General features: G+C 58.9%; 15 protein-coding genes. 13 read left to right on the forward strand and 2 right to left on the reverse strand.

The window, feature by feature from the left end; translation table 11 throughout:
- The first annotated feature begins 14 nt into the window (after positions 1 to 14).
- Positions 15 to 779, forward strand: coding sequence for a sulfite exporter TauE/SafE family protein (locus KBY02_RS20980; RefSeq protein WP_024639439.1), 765 nt, complete (start codon positions 15 to 17; stop codon positions 777 to 779).
- Between the two features lie 146 nt (positions 780 to 925).
- Here KBY02_RS20980 and KBY02_RS20985 read toward each other — a convergent pair whose 3' ends face one another.
- Positions 926 to 1,894: a polyprenyl synthetase family protein gene (locus KBY02_RS20985; RefSeq protein ID WP_003344609.1), complete on the reverse strand. Its 969-nt coding sequence runs from the start codon at positions 1,892 to 1,894 to the stop codon at positions 926 to 928.
- 239 nt (positions 1,895 to 2,133) lie between these two features.
- Here KBY02_RS20985 and rplU point away from each other — a divergent pair, with 239 nt between their 5' ends.
- The 6 genes from rplU to KBY02_RS21015 all read left to right on the forward strand — a co-directional run bounded on the left by rplU (position 2,134) and on the right by KBY02_RS21015 (position 7,427).
- Positions 2,134 to 2,445, forward strand: a complete 312-nt coding sequence (rplU, locus tag KBY02_RS20990; protein ID WP_002551971.1) for a 50S ribosomal protein L21 — start codon at positions 2,134 to 2,136, stop codon at positions 2,443 to 2,445.
- A gap of 32 nt (positions 2,446 to 2,477) precedes the next feature.
- Positions 2,478 to 2,753 carry a 50S ribosomal protein L27 gene (gene rpmA, locus KBY02_RS20995; protein ID WP_002551972.1) on the forward strand — a complete coding sequence of 92 codons (276 nt, stop codon included), beginning with the start codon at positions 2,478 to 2,480 and terminating at the stop codon, positions 2,751 to 2,753.
- 216 nt (positions 2,754 to 2,969) lie between these two features.
- Positions 2,970 to 4,193, forward strand: a complete 1,224-nt coding sequence (cgtA, locus tag KBY02_RS21000) for an Obg family GTPase CgtA (RefSeq protein ID WP_002551973.1) — start codon at positions 2,970 to 2,972, stop codon at positions 4,191 to 4,193.
- A gap of 89 nt (positions 4,194 to 4,282) precedes the next feature.
- On the forward strand, positions 4,283 to 5,401 hold the full coding sequence (gene proB / locus KBY02_RS21005; protein ID WP_060400907.1) for a glutamate 5-kinase: 1,119 nt from the start codon (positions 4,283 to 4,285) through the stop codon (positions 5,399 to 5,401).
- Positions 5,402 to 5,426: 25 nt separating this feature from the next.
- On the forward strand, positions 5,427 to 5,897 hold the full coding sequence (locus tag KBY02_RS21010) for a CreA family protein (protein WP_003403541.1): 471 nt from the start codon (positions 5,427 to 5,429) through the stop codon (positions 5,895 to 5,897).
- A gap of 468 nt (positions 5,898 to 6,365) precedes the next feature.
- Complete coding sequence (locus tag KBY02_RS21015) at positions 6,366 to 7,427, forward strand: acyltransferase family protein (RefSeq protein ID WP_024639441.1); 1,062 nt, start codon at positions 6,366 to 6,368, stop codon at positions 7,425 to 7,427.
- Positions 7,428 to 7,721: 294 nt separating this feature from the next.
- Here KBY02_RS21015 and rpsT read toward each other — a convergent pair whose 3' ends face one another.
- Entirely contained in the window at positions 7,722 to 8,000 is a 279-nt protein-coding gene (gene rpsT / locus KBY02_RS21020; protein WP_003344603.1) for a 30S ribosomal protein S20, read from the reverse strand.
- A gap of 250 nt (positions 8,001 to 8,250) precedes the next feature.
- On the opposite strand from rpsT, the gene murJ reads away from it, so the two are divergent.
- The 6 genes from murJ (at position 8,251) to ispH (ending at position 15,674) form a co-directional block, all read left to right on the forward strand.
- Positions 8,251 to 9,789 carry a murein biosynthesis integral membrane protein MurJ gene (murJ, locus tag KBY02_RS21025; protein ID WP_225650730.1) on the forward strand — a complete coding sequence of 513 codons (1,539 nt, stop codon included), beginning with the start codon at positions 8,251 to 8,253 and terminating at the stop codon, positions 9,787 to 9,789.
- A gap of 132 nt (positions 9,790 to 9,921) precedes the next feature.
- The gene (gene ribF, locus KBY02_RS21030) at positions 9,922 to 10,848 is read left to right on the forward strand and encodes a bifunctional riboflavin kinase/FAD synthetase (RefSeq protein ID WP_024641662.1); all 927 of its coding nucleotides are present in this window, start codon (positions 9,922 to 9,924) and stop codon (positions 10,846 to 10,848) included.
- A 20-nt stretch (positions 10,849 to 10,868) separates the two neighbouring features.
- Positions 10,869 to 13,700, forward strand: coding sequence for an isoleucine--tRNA ligase (gene ileS / locus KBY02_RS21035; RefSeq protein WP_060400904.1), 2,832 nt, complete (start codon positions 10,869 to 10,871; stop codon positions 13,698 to 13,700).
- Positions 13,693 to 14,199, forward strand: a complete 507-nt coding sequence (lspA, locus tag KBY02_RS21040; protein ID WP_011266581.1) for a signal peptidase II — start codon at positions 13,693 to 13,695, stop codon at positions 14,197 to 14,199. The genes ileS and lspA overlap by 8 nt, the downstream gene beginning before the upstream one ends.
- The gene (locus KBY02_RS21045) at positions 14,192 to 14,668 is read left to right on the forward strand and encodes an FKBP-type peptidyl-prolyl cis-trans isomerase (protein WP_003318786.1); all 477 of its coding nucleotides are present in this window, start codon (positions 14,192 to 14,194) and stop codon (positions 14,666 to 14,668) included. The genes lspA and KBY02_RS21045 overlap by 8 nt, the downstream gene beginning before the upstream one ends.
- Before the next feature lie 58 nt (positions 14,669 to 14,726).
- A complete protein-coding gene (gene ispH, locus KBY02_RS21050) occupies positions 14,727 to 15,674 on the forward strand; it encodes a 4-hydroxy-3-methylbut-2-enyl diphosphate reductase (RefSeq protein WP_003318785.1) in 948 nt (315 codons plus the stop codon).
- The last annotated feature ends 5 nt before the right edge of the window (positions 15,675 to 15,679 follow it).

Below are 15,679 nucleotides of genomic sequence, written 5' to 3' on the forward strand. Positions count from 1 at the left end.
TGGCAAGGGACGCCATGCACTCGATCCTCGATTTCTATCAAACGCTGGGCTGGGGCCTTTCGGCGCTGGTGATCGGCACCTTTCTGCTGGCCGGAACGGTCAAGGGTGTCATCGGCCTGGGCTTGCCCACGGTGGCAATGGGGTTGCTGGGGCTGGCCATGCTGCCGGCGCAGGCTGCGGCGTTGCTGATCATCCCGTCGACATTCACCAACGTCTGGCAACTGGCGACGGGTGGGAGCCTGCGGCCTTTGCTGAAGCGGCTATGGCCGATGCTGAGCATGATTTTCATCGGCACGCTGGCCGGGGCGTTCTGGCTGGGCATGAGTGGCGGTCATTCAATGACCCGCGCGTTGGGTGGCGCGTTGTTTCTCTACGCACTGAGCGGGTTATTCCTGCCGACCCTCAAGGTTGCAGCCGCTGCCGAGCGCTGGTTGGGTCCGCTGTGCGGCCTGATCACCGGGTTTATCGCTTCGGCCACCGGGGTGTTCGTGATTCCCGTGGTGCCTTATTTGCAGGCGCTGGGGCTTGAGCGCGACCAACTGGTCCAGGCGCTGGGGTTGTCCTTCACCGTCTCGACGCTGGCGCTGGCGGCAGGTTTGTCGTGGAACGGCGCATTGGGCGGCGCAGAGCTGGGCGCCTCCACGCTGGCGCTGATTCCGGCCCTGTTGGGCATGCTGCTGGGGCAATGGCTGCGCCAGCGAATCAGCGCAGTGCTGTTCAAGCGTGTGTTCTTTATCGGCATGGGCCTGCTGGGGCTGCATCTGCTGATAAAAGGCTGATCAGTCATGCGCTGTATCGCGGGCATACGCGGCTTGCACTGAGGATTCAGTGTTTTCCGGATTTCATGCAGGAGAGGATGAAGGATTGCGCGCTGACTGCCATTTGCCGAGCCCGTCGCTGGACGGGCTTTTGACTGCTGCGAATGTCAGTGCGTGCGGGCGACCGCAAACTCGCTCAGTTCGACCAGTGCGTCGCGGTACTCGCTGGGCGGCAGCGCGTCCAGGCAGGCAATGGCGCGGGCCGCGTAGTCGCGGGCCAGCTGTGCGGTGTAATCGAGGGCACCGGCGCTTTCCACTGCATTGCGGATGCTTTCCAGATCTTCCAGACCACCTTTCTGGATCGCCTGACGAACCAGCGCGGCCTGTTCCGGGCTGCCTTCACGCATGGTGTAGATCAGCGGCAGGGTCGGCTTGCCTTCGGCGAGGTCGTCACCGACGTTCTTGCCCAGTGTCTCGGCATCGCCACGGTAGTCGAGCAGGTCATCCACCAGCTGGAAGGCCACACCCAGGTGGTCGCCGAACGTGCGCAGTGCTTCGCTCTGTTCCTGGGGGGCGTTGCACAGGGCAGCGGCACTGTGCGTCGAGGCTTCGAACAGCATGGCTGTCTTGCCACGAATCACTTCCATGTAGGTTTCTTCGGTGGTGCTGGCGTCACGAATCTTCGAGAGCTGCAACACTTCGCCTTCGGCGATGATGCGGGTTGCCTTGGACAGAATCTTCATGACTTCCATCGAGCCCAGCTCGACCATCATTTCGAACGAGCGCGAATAAAGGAAGTCGCCCACCAATACGCTGGGCGCATTGCCCCAGAGCGCGTTGGCGGTGGAACGACCACGACGCATGCCGGACATGTCGACCACGTCGTCATGCAGCAGGGTCGCGGTGTGCAGGAATTCGATGGTAGCGGCGAGCAGGCGAACATCATCGCCTTCGCGACCCAGTGCCTTGCCACACAGCAGCACCAGCAACGGGCGCAGGCGCTTGCCACCTGCCGACGTGATGTAATCACCGATTTTCGAGACCAGCGGTACGCGCGACGTCAGTTGCTTTTTGATGATAAGGTCAACGGCACTAAAGTCGTCCGCCACCGCGCGGTAGAAGGCTTGGGGTTGCATCAGCGACAGGTGCTCCGGATAGGTTGCGCCGCATGCTAGGTCGCGGGGTAGAGCGTGTCAAGGTATGACGAGCCGCCTCTTGCAACACGCGAATGCCTTGCGTACAATCGCGCACCCTAACTTTCCTGGGCAGCACCTGCCTTACGCAATGCAAACGGGCCGTTCCAGCCCCATGCAGCCATGCCAGCCGATACTCTTCTTATAAAGAGCTGGGTGAGCAGGATTTTCGGAGAAATACCATGTACGCAGTAATTGTTACCGGTGGCAAGCAGTACAAAGTCGCCCCAGGTGAATACCTGAAAATTGAAAAACTGGAAATCGCTACTGGCGAATCCGTCACGTTTGACCGCGTTCTGCTGGTTGGCAATGGCGACGACGTCAATATCGGTGCTCCCGTTGTTGCTGGCGCTACCGTTGTGGCTGAAGTGGTTTCGCAAGGTCGTCACGATAAGGTTCGTATCATCAAGTTCCGTCGTCGTAAGCACCACATGAAGCGTATGGGCCACCGCCAGTGGTACACCGAGATCAAAATTACAGGTATTCAGGCTTAATTCAGCCTAATCCTCAACTGGAGAATTGACTCATGGCTCACAAAAAAGCTGGTGGTAGTACCCGTAACGGGCGCGACTCAGAAGCCAAACGCCTTGGCGTGAAGATGTATGGCGGCCAGGCTATCATCCCTGGCAACATCATCGTGCGTCAGCGCGGCACCCAATTCCACGCTGGCTACGGCGTTGGCATGGGTAAAGATCACACCCTGTTCGCGAAAGTGGAAGGCGTGATCAAGTTTCAGGTCAAGGGCGCCTTCGGTCGCCGCTACGTGAGCATCGTTCCGAAGACTGAAGTCTCCGCAGCGTAATCACGCAGTAGCTTAAGAGCCCTGTCTTGCGACGGGGCTTTTTTGTTTGTAGAGGTAGAGAGGCAGGTGAGTCTCTTGCAAAACTGTTTGTGCGGGCTGTTGTGATGTTGACCCATGGGGTCGCTGGTTTCTGATCGGTATCGCAACGCTCATTTTTGCAAGAGTCTTATGTAATTTATGTGGTTCTGCTCGTCCCTGTGGCGGGAGGCGTGCGTTATGAAATTTGTAGATGAAGTATCCATTCGAGTAAAAGCCGGTGATGGCGGCAACGGTTGCATGAGCTTCCGTCGCGAAAAATTCATTGAAAACGGTGGTCCCAACGGCGGTGATGGTGGTGATGGCGGCTCGATCTTCATGGTCGCCGACGTCAACCTGAACACGCTGGTCGACTACCGTTACACCCGCCACTTCGACGCCGAGCGCGGCTCCAACGGTGGCAGCGCCGACTGCACCGGTCGCAAGGGTGAAGAGCTGGTGCTGCGTGTGCCGGTCGGGACCACCATCATCGACGCCACTACTCAGGAAATCATCGGTGACCTGACCAAGGACGGTCAGCGCCTGATGGTTGCGCAGGGCGGCTGGCACGGTCTGGGTAACACCCGATTCAAGTCCAGTACCAACCGCGCTCCGCGCCAGACCACACCGGGCAAGCCGGGTGATCAGCGTGATCTCAAGCTCGAGCTGAAAGTGCTGGCCGACGTCGGCCTGCTCGGTCTGCCAAATGCGGGCAAGAGTACCTTCATCCGTTCGGTGTCTGCGGCCAAGCCAAAGGTTGCCGACTATCCGTTCACCACGCTGGTGCCGAACCTGGGCGTGGTCAGTGTCGATCGCTGGAAAAGCTTTGTGGTTGCCGACATTCCAGGTCTGATCGAGGGTGCATCCGACGGCGCAGGCCTGGGGATTCGCTTCCTCAAGCACCTGGCGCGTACCCGTCTGTTGCTGCACCTCGTCGATATGGCGCCGCTGGATGAAAGCAGTGCTCCGGATGCGGCTGAAGTGATCGTCAACGAGCTGGAGAAATTCAGCCCGTCGCTGGCCGAGCGTGATCGCTGGCTGGTGCTGAACAAGTGCGATCAGATTCTCGAAGAGGAGCAGGAAGCGCGCAAGCAGGAGATCGTCGATCGTCTGGAGTGGACCGGCCCGGTTTACGTGATCTCTGCCATTGCCAAAGAAGGCACCGAGCAACTGACCCGCGACATCATGCGTTACCTTGAAGAGCGCAGCCAGCGTATCGCCGAAGAGCCTGGTTACGCCGAAGAGCTGGCCGAGCTCGATCAGCGCATCGAAGACGAAGCCCGTGCCCAGTTGCAGGCACTGGACGATCAGCGTGCCCTGCGTCGCAGTGGCGTGAAGAGCGTGCATGACATCGGTGACGATGACTGGGATGAAGAAGATGTGGACGATGAAGATGGTCCGGAAATCATTTACGTCCGTGACTGATCGCTTGAAGTAAACTTGAACGCCGCTACGATTGTTAGCGGCGTTTTTGTATCCCGAATTTGAAAATCTCTGGCTAGGGTTGGAAAAAGATGCGCAGCAAAGTGACGGGCGCCCAGCGCTGGGTTGTGAAGATTGGCAGTGCCTTGCTGACGGCGGATGGCAAGGGTCTGGATCGCAACGCCATGGGTGTTTGGGTGGAGCAGATGGTGGCGCTGCACGAGGCGGGTGTCGAGCTGGTACTGGTGTCTTCCGGGGCGGTGGCTGCCGGCATGAGCCGTCTTGGCTGGACGGCCCGACCCAGCGCCATGCATGAGCTTCAGGCTGCTGCGGCGATTGGTCAGATGGGCTTGGTGCAGGCGTGGGAATCGAGCTTCGCCGAGCATGGCCGACATACCGCGCAGATCCTTCTGACTCACGATGACCTGTCGGACCGCAAGCGCTACCTGAATGCCCGTAGCACCCTGCGCACGCTGGTCGAGCTTGGGGTTGTGCCGGTCATCAATGAAAACGACACAGTGGTCACCGACGAAATCCGTTTTGGCGATAACGACACGCTGGCGGCGCTGGTTGCCAATCTGGTCGAAGCTGATCTGCTGGTCATCCTGACCGACCGTGACGGCATGTTCGACGCCGATCCGCGCAACAACCCGAAGGCGCAGCTGATTTACGAAGCGCGTGCCGATGATCCGGCGCTGGATGCAGTGGCCGGTGGTACCGGCGGTGCGCTGGGTCGCGGCGGCATGCAGACCAAGTTGCGTGCAGCGCGACTGGCGGCACGTTCCGGTGCGCATACCGTCATCGTCGGCGGGCGCATCGAGCGCGTTCTGGCGCGGCTCAAGGGAGGGGAGCGGTTGGGTACGCTGCTGTCCCCGGAGCGCGGCATGCTCGCAGCACGCAAGCAGTGGCTGGCAGGTCATCTGCAGACCCGCGGTACGCTGGTGCTGGATGATGGCGCTGTTGCGGCGCTGGCCAGGGATCAGAAAAGCCTGCTGCCGGTGGGCGTCAAACTGGTCCAGGGCAGCTTCCGGCGCGGCGAGATGGTGGTATGCGTCGCTCAGGACGGTCGCGAGATCGCTCGTGGGCTGAGTAACTACAGTGCCATCGAGGCCCAGAAAATCATTGGTCACTCTTCCGAATCCATCGTGCGCGAGCTGGGCTATATGGCCGAGCCTGAGCTGATTCATCGGGATAACCTGATCCTCGTCTGACTCAAGGCTGCAAAAGGAATCGTTGATGCGCTTCATGAAAGGTTTATTGGCGGCCGCGTTGCTGGTCCCGGTGCTGGTCTCGGCCGAAGAGATCGGTCAGGTGTCGACCGTGTTCAAGATGGTCGGGCCCAACGATCGAATCGTGGTCGAGGCGTTTGATGATCCCAAGGTGGACGGGGTGACGTGCTACCTGTCACGCGCCAAGACGGGCGGTGTGAGGGGTGGTCTGGGATTGGCCGAAGACCGTGCCGAGGCGTCCATCGCCTGTCGCCAGGTCGGGCCGATCCGCTTCAAGGAAACCCTCAAGGACGGCGACGAGGTGTTCAAGGAGCGTACTTCGCTGGTCTTCAAGACTATGCAGGTGGTGCGTTTCTTCGACAAGAAGCGCAATGCACTGGTGTACCTGGTCTACAGCGACCGGGTCATCGAAGGCAGCCCGCAGAATGCCGTGACCGCCATTCCGATCCTGCCATGGACAACCGCGCCAGCGCCTTGATCCTCCTGCGCGCGGAGGGGAGTTGCCATGTCAGGGCGTTGTGGTGGCGCTCTGCATCGGTTGTTCGCAGTTCTGTGCGGTAAAGAGTACATCCCGGGTTGGGCTTATGCGTTTTGGCAGTGCGCTACTGCCACTGCTGATGCCCGATCCATCAGGATGCACTTCTTTTTCGTCTCAAAAAAGCACCCATGCGCATGTCGTCTTACTTCCAGCCTCTTGCCTCTGATTCCGAAGCTCGTGCGGACGGCTGAATCATGTCGTCTGGCAAATAACATCGGCCTTGCGGCCGCGGATTGAAAAAACGGCCTACCTGTTATTTCTGTCAGTAGACGGGTTGATGAACGAAGTGGTTTGATGTGGCCAGTTCGTAATAGCCGGCTGGTGGGGGTAAGCACGCTATTACTTAATGATCACGCTGAATAAAATTTACTCATTGGAGGCTTCGGCGTATCAAGAGGGTAGGCACTCATGAGAATGATCTCATTGCAGTACTTGCGTGGATTCGCTGCATTACTTGTTGTCGTTGGGCATAATTCGTTTTTTTTGGGCGGCGACTGGATAGATCATATACCTGCCTTGCTGGGCGTGGATATTTTTTTTATTGTGAGTGGTTTCATTATGACGTTGATCACTTATCAGTCCCCTGAAAGGCCGATATCATTTGTGATCAGGCGCCTCTTTCGTATATGGCCGGCTTTTTTTGTGGTGTGGCTGCTTTCCTACCTGTTTGTTTACCCTGAAAAACCCCTCGATCAGATGATATGCAGTCTCTATTTTTGTCTGCAGGACTATAGTCTCGTGGCGCCGTCGTTTGGATTCAGCGCGCTCGGACCGCCCTGGACCCTCACCTATGAGGTTGTGTTCTACCTTGTATTCACTATTTCAATGAGCATCAGCTATCGCTACCGCAGCTACGTCTGCGCGCTGGTTTTTCTGGTGTCTTCGGTAGGATTTCAGCTGTATTACAATGGTCATTTTGATTTTTCATCACAGGCCTCGCCCGATATTGTTGTGGTGCACGTATGGCAGGCCTGGATTAAGATTATTAGCAATACCATCACTTTCGAATTCATCGCCGGCATGATGCTGGCTGAGTTAATGCTCGCGAACAGGTTGCCCGACCTGTCGCTGTCGGGGCGAAGGCTTATGCAGTTGGCTCTTCTGTTGGCGATAATAAGTGCCTGCCTTTTGGGGTGGCAAGACTTCGGTCTCCGTGGCGGTTTTTGGCTGGCATTAATTATTGTGTCGTCGGTTGTGATGCTCGGTTATCGCGCTGAAGTGAAGGGTAACAGGCTATTGATTTTTCTCGGTGATATCTCCTATTCGCTTTATCTTGTTCATTATTCCCTGATGATGTTCCTGATTAAAATCATTCCTGGCAATGCACCGATCGTTGAAAAAGCAGGGGTGTTCATTCTGTCGATCGCTGCAAGCATCGTGTTGGCGTTTTTCATGTTTGAGTGGGTTGAAAAGCCCTTCATCAGGGTGGGTAAAAAAGTTGCCAGTGTTTTATCTGCTGGGCAGAAATGACCGATGCGCTAAAACTCAGGCCGTGGCTATGTTTATTGTGGTGAGCTCAGAAGGCGGGATTTGAGCAACCTTGTGTCCGCTGACGGTGCAGCTGTTACGGTCTGCCGATCGGCACATGAGTGCTCTGCGCAGTCTTGCTCAAGGCATTGAAGCCGTTGTCGCCACACCCTACCCGCTGTTTGGCGGGCCAGTCGGCTTGACCGGCAATGATCTGTGAGATGCCTGGGCCGAGGCGGCTTTCAAGCAGGCAATAAAAAACCGACCCTGAGGTCGGTTTTTTAACCAGCGTGTCGCTTAGGCTGCAGCAGCAAGGCTCAGAGCCTTGATGTGACCGTTCAGACGACCTTTGTGGCGAGCAGCCTTGTTCTTGTGGATGATGCCTTTATCGGCCATACGGTCGATAACAGGAACAGCCAGAACATAAGCGGCTTGCGCTTTTTCTGCGTCTTTTGCGTCAATGGCTTTCACTACATTCTTGATGTAGGTACGAACCATGGAACGCAGGCTGGCGTTGTGGCTGCGACGCTTCTCAGCCTGTTTTGCACGTTTTTTGGCGGAAGGTGTGTTGGCCACCGTCGAGCTCCTCGAAAGACTTTGTGAAATAGCAAACAAAATAGGCCGCGAATCATGCCGATGAGTTGAAGTCTTGTCAAGGGCAGTTAAGGTGTTCCGCTGAGTGGTTGCTACATTTGACTGGAGGATTTATTTCCGGCCTGTGACCTGTAAACTCGCGGCCTTTGCTTCGGGCGTTTTTGCGGCGCGAAGTATCGCATAAATGGCTGGCTTAATCGCCCATCCTTTGCCAAGGCGCACAACTCTTTCAATGAATCTACTCAAGTCACTCGCCGCCGTCAGCTCTATCACCATGGTTTCCAGGGTTCTGGGCTTTGTCCGCGACACCATCATCGCGCGCACTTTCGGTGCCGGAATGGCCACGGATGCGTTCTTCATCGCCTTCAAGCTGCCCAATCTGCTGCGCCGTATTTTCGCCGAGGGTGCCTTTTCCCAGGCATTCGTGCCGATCCTGGCCGAGTACAAGAGCCAGCAGGGGGAGGAGGCGACGCGTACATTCATTTCGTATGTCACCGGGCTGCTGACCCTGGCGCTGGCGCTGGTGACACTGCTCGGAGTGATATTTGCGCCCTGGGTGATCTGGGCCACCGCGCCCGGCTTTGTCGACACCCCGGAGAAATTCGCCCTCACCTCGGACCTGCTGCGGGTGACCTTTCCTTATATATTGCTGATCTCCCTGTCCTCGATGGCCGGGGCGATCCTCAATACCTGGAACCGTTTCTCGGTGCCAGCGTTCGTGCCCACGCTGCTCAACGTCAGCATGATTTTCTTCGCGCTGTTCCTGACGCCGTATTTCGATCCGCCGGTCATGGCGCTGGGCTGGGCGGTTCTGGTGGGCGGCCTGCTGCAGCTGCTTTACCAACTGCCGCACCTGAAAAAGATCGGCATGCTGGTGCTGCCGCGCCTGAATCTGCGCGACACCGGGGTCTGGCGGGTAATGAAGCAGATGCTGCCCGCCATCCTTGGCGTCTCTGTCAGTCAGATTTCTCTGATCATCAACACGATCTTTGCCTCGTTTCTCGTCGCTGGCTCGGTGTCATGGATGTACTACGCCGACCGCTTGATGGAGCTGCCCTCCGGTGTGCTGGGTGTGGCGCTGGGTACGATTCTGCTGCCGATACTGTCCAAAACCTATGCGCAACGGGATCGCCAGGAATATTCGCGAATTCTCGACTGGGGCCTGCGGCTGTGTTTTGTGCTGGTTCTGCCTTGCACCCTGGCGCTGGGGCTGCTCGCCGAACCGTTGACCGTTTCGTTGTTTCAGTATGGTAAATTCGACGCGCTCGACGCGGCCAAGACCCAGCGTGCGCTGGTCGCCTATTCGGTCGGGTTGCTGGGGATCATCCTGATCAAGGTGCTGGCCCCCGGCTTTTATGCTCAACAAAATATCCGCACCCCGGTGAAAATCGCGATCTTCACCCTCATAGTGACTCAACTGCTCAACCTGGCCTTCATCGTGCCCTTGCAGCATGCCGGTCTGGCGCTGGCGATCAGTGTGGGGGCGTGCATCAATGCCGGGTTGTTGTTCTGGCAGTTGCGCAAGCAGGATCTGTTTCAGCCGCAGCCAGGCTGGACGAAGTTCCTGTTCAAGCTGGTGATTGCCGTCGCGGTGATGTCGGCGGTGCTGCTGGGGCTCATGCATGTCATGCCGGCGTGGGACGAAGGTCACATGCTGGAGCGTTTTCTGCGTCTGGGTGCGCTGGTTGCAGCCGGCGTCGTGACCTATTTCGCCATGCTTCTTTTATTAGGCTTCCGCCTCCGGGATTTCGCCCGCAAAGCCATTATGTAGGGCGCGTTGCAGGGGTTGACCTTCGGTTTTTGTCGCCACACGCCGAGAACCTTCATCCGGTCTTGGTGTGTTGCCTGTCGTCCACGGCCGTGTGTGGTTATAATCGGCCACTTTATGAGCAAGAAGTGCGTTATGCAGCTGGTTAGAGGCCTTCACAACCTGCGCCCCGAACATCGGGGCTGCGTCGCCACGATTGGCAATTTCGACGGCGTTCATCGCGGCCACCAGGCTATCCTGGCGCGTCTGCGCGAGCGTGCCGTCGAATTGGGTGTGCCCAGTTGTGTGGTGATCTTCGAGCCGCAGCCGCGTGAGTTCTTTGCGCCCGAGACGGCGCCGGCACGTCTGGCCCGTCTGCGTGACAAGCTCGAACTGCTGAGTGCCGAAGGCGTTGACCGGGTACTGTGCCTGTCCTTCAATCAGCGTCTGTGCAAGCTCAGCGCGGCAAGTTTTGTCGAGACCGTGCTGATCGACGGCCTCGGTGTCCAGCACCTCGAAGTGGGCGACGATTTTCGTTTCGGCTTCGACCGGGTCGGTGACTTCGACTTCCTGCAACAGGCCGGCACATCGTATGGTTTTACCGTAGAAGCGGCGCAGACCGTTGAAATAGATGGCATCCGGGTCAGCAGCACCAAGGTGCGCAAGGCTCTGGCTGCGTCAGACTTTGCCCTGGCCGAGCGTATGCTCGGTCGTCCGTTCCAGATAGCCGGGCGGGTATTGCACGGCCAGAAGCTGGCGCGCCAGCTGGGTACGCCCACCGCCAACGTACAACTCAAGCGTCGTCGTGTACCGCTGAGCGGGGTCTATCTGGTCAGCACGGACATCGATGGCAAAACCTGGCCGGGGGTCGCCAACATCGGTGTGCGCCCGACGGTCACCGGTGATGGCAGTGCCCACCTTGAAGTGCATCTTCTGGATTTTGCCGGCGATCTTTATGACCGGCGTTTGACGGTGGCTTTCCACCACAAGCTGCGTGATGAGCAGCGTTTCGCCTCACTGGAGGCGCTCAAGACGGCGATCAATGCGGACGTCGCCGCCGCCCGTGCCCATTGGCATGGCTAACCGCTAAACAAGAGCCTGAAATGACTGACTATAAAGCCACGCTAAACCTTCCGGACACCGCCTTCCCTATGAAGGCCGGCCTGCCCCAGCGCGAGCCGCAAACTCTGCAGCGCTGGGACAGCATTGGCCTGTACCAGAAGCTGCGCGAGATTGGCAAGGATCGTCCCAAGTTCGTTCTGCACGACGGTCCTCCGTACGCCAACGGCAATATTCACATCGGTCATGCGGTCAACAAGATTCTCAAGGACATGATCCTGCGTTCCAAGACCCTGGCGGGCTTCGATGCCCCGTATGTGCCGGGCTGGGACTGCCATGGTCTGCCGATCGAGCACAAGGTCGAAGTGACCCACGGCAAGAACCTCTCCGCAGACCGTACGCGTGAGCTGTGCCGCGCCTATGCGTCCGAGCAGATCGAAGGCCAGAAGTCCGAATTCATCCGTCTAGGCGTGCTGGGCGACTGGAGCAATCCGTACCTGACCATGAACTTTGCCAACGAAGCCGGGGAAATCCGCGCGCTGGCCGAGATGGTCAAGGGCGGTTTCGTCTTCAAGGGCCTCAAGCCGGTCAACTGGTGTTTCGATTGCGGTTCGGCACTGGCTGAAGCCGAAGTCGAGTATCAGGACAAGAAGTCCTCGACCATCGACGTCGCGTTCCCGATCGCCGACGAAGCGAAACTGGCAGCCGCGTTCGGCGTGCCGTCGCTGGGCAAGCCTGCGTCCATCGTGATCTGGACCACCACACCGTGGACCATCCCCGCCAACCAGGCACTGAACGTCCACCCGGAATTCGAATACGCGCTGGTCGATGTCGGCGACAAGCTGCTGGTACTGGCCGCCGAACTGGTCGAAAGCTGTCTGGCCCGTTACAAGCTGGAAGGCACCGTCATCGCGACCATTACCGGTCAGGCGCTTGAGCTGATCAACTTCCGCCATCCGTTCTACGACCGCCTGTCGCCAGTCTATCTGGCTGACTACGTCGAACTGGGTGCGGGCACGGGGATCGTTCACTGCTCGCCTGCCTATGGCGTAGACGACTTCACTATCTGCAAACAGTATGGCCTGAGCAACGACGACATCATCAGCCCGGTGCAGAGCAACGGTGTGTATGTCGAGTCGCTGGAGTTCTTCGGTGGCCAATTCATCTTCAAGGCCAACCAGAACATCATCGACAAGCTGGTCGAAGTCGGCAGCCTGATGGACACCGAAACCATCAGCCACAGCTACATGCACTGCTGGCGCCACAAGTCGCCCTTGATCTATCGCGCCACGGCGCAGTGGTTCGTTGGCATGGACAAGCAGCCTGAAAGCGGCGAGACCCTGCGCAAGCGTGCGGTCAAGGCCATCGAAGACACTGAATTCGTTCCGGCATGGGGGCAGGCGCGCCTGCACTCGATGATCGCCAACCGTCCTGACTGGTGCATCTCGCGTCAGCGCAACTGGGGCGTGCCGATTCCGTTCTTCCTGCACAAGGAAAGCGGCGACCTGCACCCACGTACCGTCGAGCTGATGGAAGAAGTGGCGCAGCGTGTCGAGAAAGAAGGCATCGAGGCCTGGTTCAAGCTCGACGCCAGCGAGTTGCTCGGTGAAGAGGCCGGCAAGTACGACAAGATCTCCGACACCCTGGACGTCTGGTTCGACTCGGGCACCACGCACTGGCATGTGCTGCGCGGTTCGCACCCGATGGGCCACGAAAGCGGTCCGCGTGCCGACCTGTACCTGGAAGGCTCGGACCAGCATCGCGGCTGGTTCCACTCCTCACTGCTGACCGGCTGCATGCTGGACGATCACGCACCGTATCGCGAGCTGCTGACCCACGGGTTCGTGGTCGACGAGAACGGCCGCAAGATGTCCAAATCGCTGAACAACGTGGTAGCGCCACAGAAGGTCAACGATTCGCTGGGTGCCGACATCATGCGTCTGTGGGTATCGGCGACCGATTATTCCGGCGAGATGGCGGTTTCCGACCAGATCCTGCAGCGCAGCGCCGACGCCTATCGTCGTATCCGTAACACGGCGCGATTCCTGCTCTCCAACCTGACGGGCTTCAACCCGGCGACCGACATCCTGCCCGCCGAGGAAATGCTCGCGCTGGACCGTTGGGCCGTGGATCGCACGCTGCTGCTGCAACGCGAGCTGCAAGAGCATTACGGCGAATACCGCTTCTGGAACGTCTACTCGAAGATCCACAACTTCTGCGTGCAGGAGCTGGGTGGTTTCTACCTCGACATCATCAAGGATCGTCAGTACACCACGGCGGCCAACAGCACCGCGCGTCGTTCGTGCCAGACGGCACTGTTCCACATCTCCGAAGCGCTGGTGCGCTGGATCGCGCCGATCCTGGCGTTCACCGCCGACGAGCTGTGGCAGTTCCTGCCCGGCGAGCGCAACGAGTCGGTGATGCTCAACACCTGGTACGAAGGCCTGACTGAAATGCCGGCCGACTTCGACATGGACCGCGCCTACTGGGAGCGGATCATGGCGGTGAAGACCTCGGTCAACAAGGAAATGGAAAACCTGCGCGCTGCCAAGGCCATTGGCGGCAACCTGCAGGCTGAAGTGACCCTGTATGCCGAGGAGTCGCTGGTGGCTGACCTGTCGAAGCTGAGCAACGAGCTGCGCTTCGTGCTGATCACCTCGACAGCCAGTGCGGCGCCGCTCGCGTCCGCGCCAGCCGATGCCGTGGTCACCGAAGTCGCCGGTCTGAAGCTGAAAGTGCTCAAGTCCAGTCATGCCAAGTGCGCCCGTTGCTGGCATCACCGCGAGGATGTGGGGGTCAACCCCGAGCATCCGGAAATCTGCGGTCGTTGCGTAGACAACATCAGCGGTGCAGGCGAGGTCCGTCACTATGCCTAACGCCTCGTTTGGCCGTCTGGCCTGGCTGTGGTTGAGCGTGCTGGTTCTGGTCATTGACCAGGCCAGCAAGTATTACTTCGAGAACGCGTTGAGCCTGTATCAGCAGATCATCGTGATTCCCGACCTGTTCAGCTGGACCCTGGCCTACAACACCGGTGCCGCCTTCAGTTTTCTGGCCGACGGTGCCGGCTGGCAGCGCTGGCTGTTCGCCCTGATCGCGGTGGTGGTCAGCGCCGTGCTGGTCGTCTGGCTCAAACGCCTGGGTCGTGACGACACGTGGCTGGCCGTTGCACTGGCGCTGGTACTGGGCGGCGCACTGGGCAACCTCTACGACCGTATCGTGCTGGGCCACGTGATCGACTTCATCCTGGTTCACTGGCAGAACCGCTGGTACTTCCCTGCATTCAACGTCGCGGACAGTGCGATCAGCGTCGGCGCAGTCATGCTGGCGCTGGACATGTTCAAGAGCAAGAAAACCGGAGAGACCGTCAATGACTGAGCAATCTTCGACTCAAGGCTCGTCTGACGAGCTGCGCATCGGTCAGAACACGCAGGTCACTCTGCACTTCGCCCTGCGTCTGGAAAACGGCGATACCGTCGACAGCACCTTCGAAAAGGCCCCGGCCACGTTCAAGGTCGGTGACGGCAACCTGCTGCCCGGCTTCGAAATGGCGATTTTCGGTTTCAAGGCGGGCGATAAAAAGACCGTCGAGATTCTGCCGGAGAACGCCTTTGGTCAGCCCAACCCACAAAACGTGCAGATCATGCCACGCTCGCAGTTCGTGGGCATGGAACTGTCCGAAGGGTTGCTGGTGATCTTCAACGACGCCGCCAATACCGAGTTGCCCGGCGTGGTGAAAGCGTTCGATGACGAGCAGGTCACCATCGACTTCAATCACCCGCTGGCAGGCAAGACTCTGAGCTTTGAAGTGGAAATCTTCGAAGTGAAGGCGATTCTGGCTTCCTGACCTTCGCCGTCAAGCCCGGCTCAGGCCGGGCTACCCCGTACCAACCATGAGGCACCGCATGCAAATCAAACTCGCCAACCCCCGCGGCTTTTGTGCCGGAGTGGACCGCGCGATCGAAATCGTCAATCGCGCTCTGGAAGTGTTTGGTCCGCCGATTTATGTGCGCCATGAAGTCGTTCACAACAAATTTGTCGTCGAAGACTTGCGCTCTCGCGGTGCGATCTTCGTTGAAGAGCTGGATCAGGTGCCGGATGACGTCATCGTTATCTTCAGTGCCCACGGTGTCTCCCAGGCTGTGCGTACCGAGGCGGCAGGCCGTGGCTTGAAAGTCTTCGATGCTACCTGTCCGCTGGTGACCAAGGTGCATATCGAGGTCGCCCGTTACAGCCGTGACGGCCGCGAGTGCATCCTGATCGGCCACGCCGGTCACCCGGAAGTCGAAGGCACCATGGGCCAGTACGACGCCGCCAACGGCGGTGCGATCTATCTGGTCGAGGACGAAGAGGATGTTGCCAGCCTGCAAGTGCGCAACCCTGAAGCCCTGGCCTTCGTGACCCAGACCACCTTGTCCATGGATGACACCAGCCGGGTGATCGATGCCTTGCGCAAGCGTTTCCCGGCCATTGGCGGGCCGCGCAAGGACGACATCTGCTACGCCACGCAAAACCGTCAGGACGCAGTCAAGCAACTGGCCGATGAATGCGATGTGGTGTTGGTGGTGGGCAGTCCGAACAGCTCCAACTCCAATCGCCTGCGTGAGCTGGCCGAGCGCATGGCGACTCCGGCCTACCTCATCGACGGCGCCGAAGACATGCAACAAGGCTGGTTCGACGGGGTGGAGCGTATTGGTATCACTGCGGGCGCTTCGGCCCCCGAAGTGCTGGTGCGCGGCGTGATCCAGCAATTGCAGGCCTGGGGCGCGACCGGTGCGGATGAGCTTGCCGGCCGCGAGGAGAACATCACCTTCTCGATGCCCAAGGAATTGCGCGTCAAATCGCTGCTCTGAGGCTA

The sequence above is a fragment of the Pseudomonas sp. P129 genome (assembly GCF_020312195.1).
Lineage (GTDB): Bacteria > Pseudomonadota > Gammaproteobacteria > Pseudomonadales > Pseudomonadaceae > Aquipseudomonas > Aquipseudomonas fragariae.

Bases quoted from the DNA above. Each gene is read 5' to 3' on its own strand.
- KBY02_RS20980 (WP_024639439.1), top strand. From the start codon at position 15: ATGCACTCGATCCTCGATTTCTATCAAACGCTGGGCTGGGGCCTTTCG.
- KBY02_RS20985 (WP_003344609.1), bottom strand. From the start codon at position 1,894: ATGCAACCCCAAGCCTTCTACCGCGCGGTGGCGGACGACTTTAGTGCC.
- rplU (WP_002551971.1), top strand. From the start codon at position 2,134: ATGTACGCAGTAATTGTTACCGGTGGCAAGCAGTACAAAGTCGCCCCA.
- rpmA (WP_002551972.1), top strand. From the start codon at position 2,478: ATGGCTCACAAAAAAGCTGGTGGTAGTACCCGTAACGGGCGCGACTCA.
- cgtA (WP_002551973.1), top strand. From the start codon at position 2,970: ATGAAATTTGTAGATGAAGTATCCATTCGAGTAAAAGCCGGTGATGGC.
- proB (WP_060400907.1), top strand. From the start codon at position 4,283: ATGCGCAGCAAAGTGACGGGCGCCCAGCGCTGGGTTGTGAAGATTGGC.
- KBY02_RS21010 (WP_003403541.1), top strand. From the start codon at position 5,427: ATGCGCTTCATGAAAGGTTTATTGGCGGCCGCGTTGCTGGTCCCGGTG.
- KBY02_RS21015 (WP_024639441.1), top strand. From the start codon at position 6,366: ATGAGAATGATCTCATTGCAGTACTTGCGTGGATTCGCTGCATTACTT.
- murJ (WP_225650730.1), top strand. From the start codon at position 8,251: ATGAATCTACTCAAGTCACTCGCCGCCGTCAGCTCTATCACCATGGTT.
- ribF (WP_024641662.1), top strand. From the start codon at position 9,922: ATGCAGCTGGTTAGAGGCCTTCACAACCTGCGCCCCGAACATCGGGGC.
- ileS (WP_060400904.1), top strand. From the start codon at position 10,869: ATGACTGACTATAAAGCCACGCTAAACCTTCCGGACACCGCCTTCCCT.
- lspA (WP_011266581.1), top strand. From the start codon at position 13,693: ATGCCTAACGCCTCGTTTGGCCGTCTGGCCTGGCTGTGGTTGAGCGTG.
- KBY02_RS21045 (WP_003318786.1), top strand. From the start codon at position 14,192: ATGACTGAGCAATCTTCGACTCAAGGCTCGTCTGACGAGCTGCGCATC.
- ispH (WP_003318785.1), top strand. From the start codon at position 14,727: ATGCAAATCAAACTCGCCAACCCCCGCGGCTTTTGTGCCGGAGTGGAC.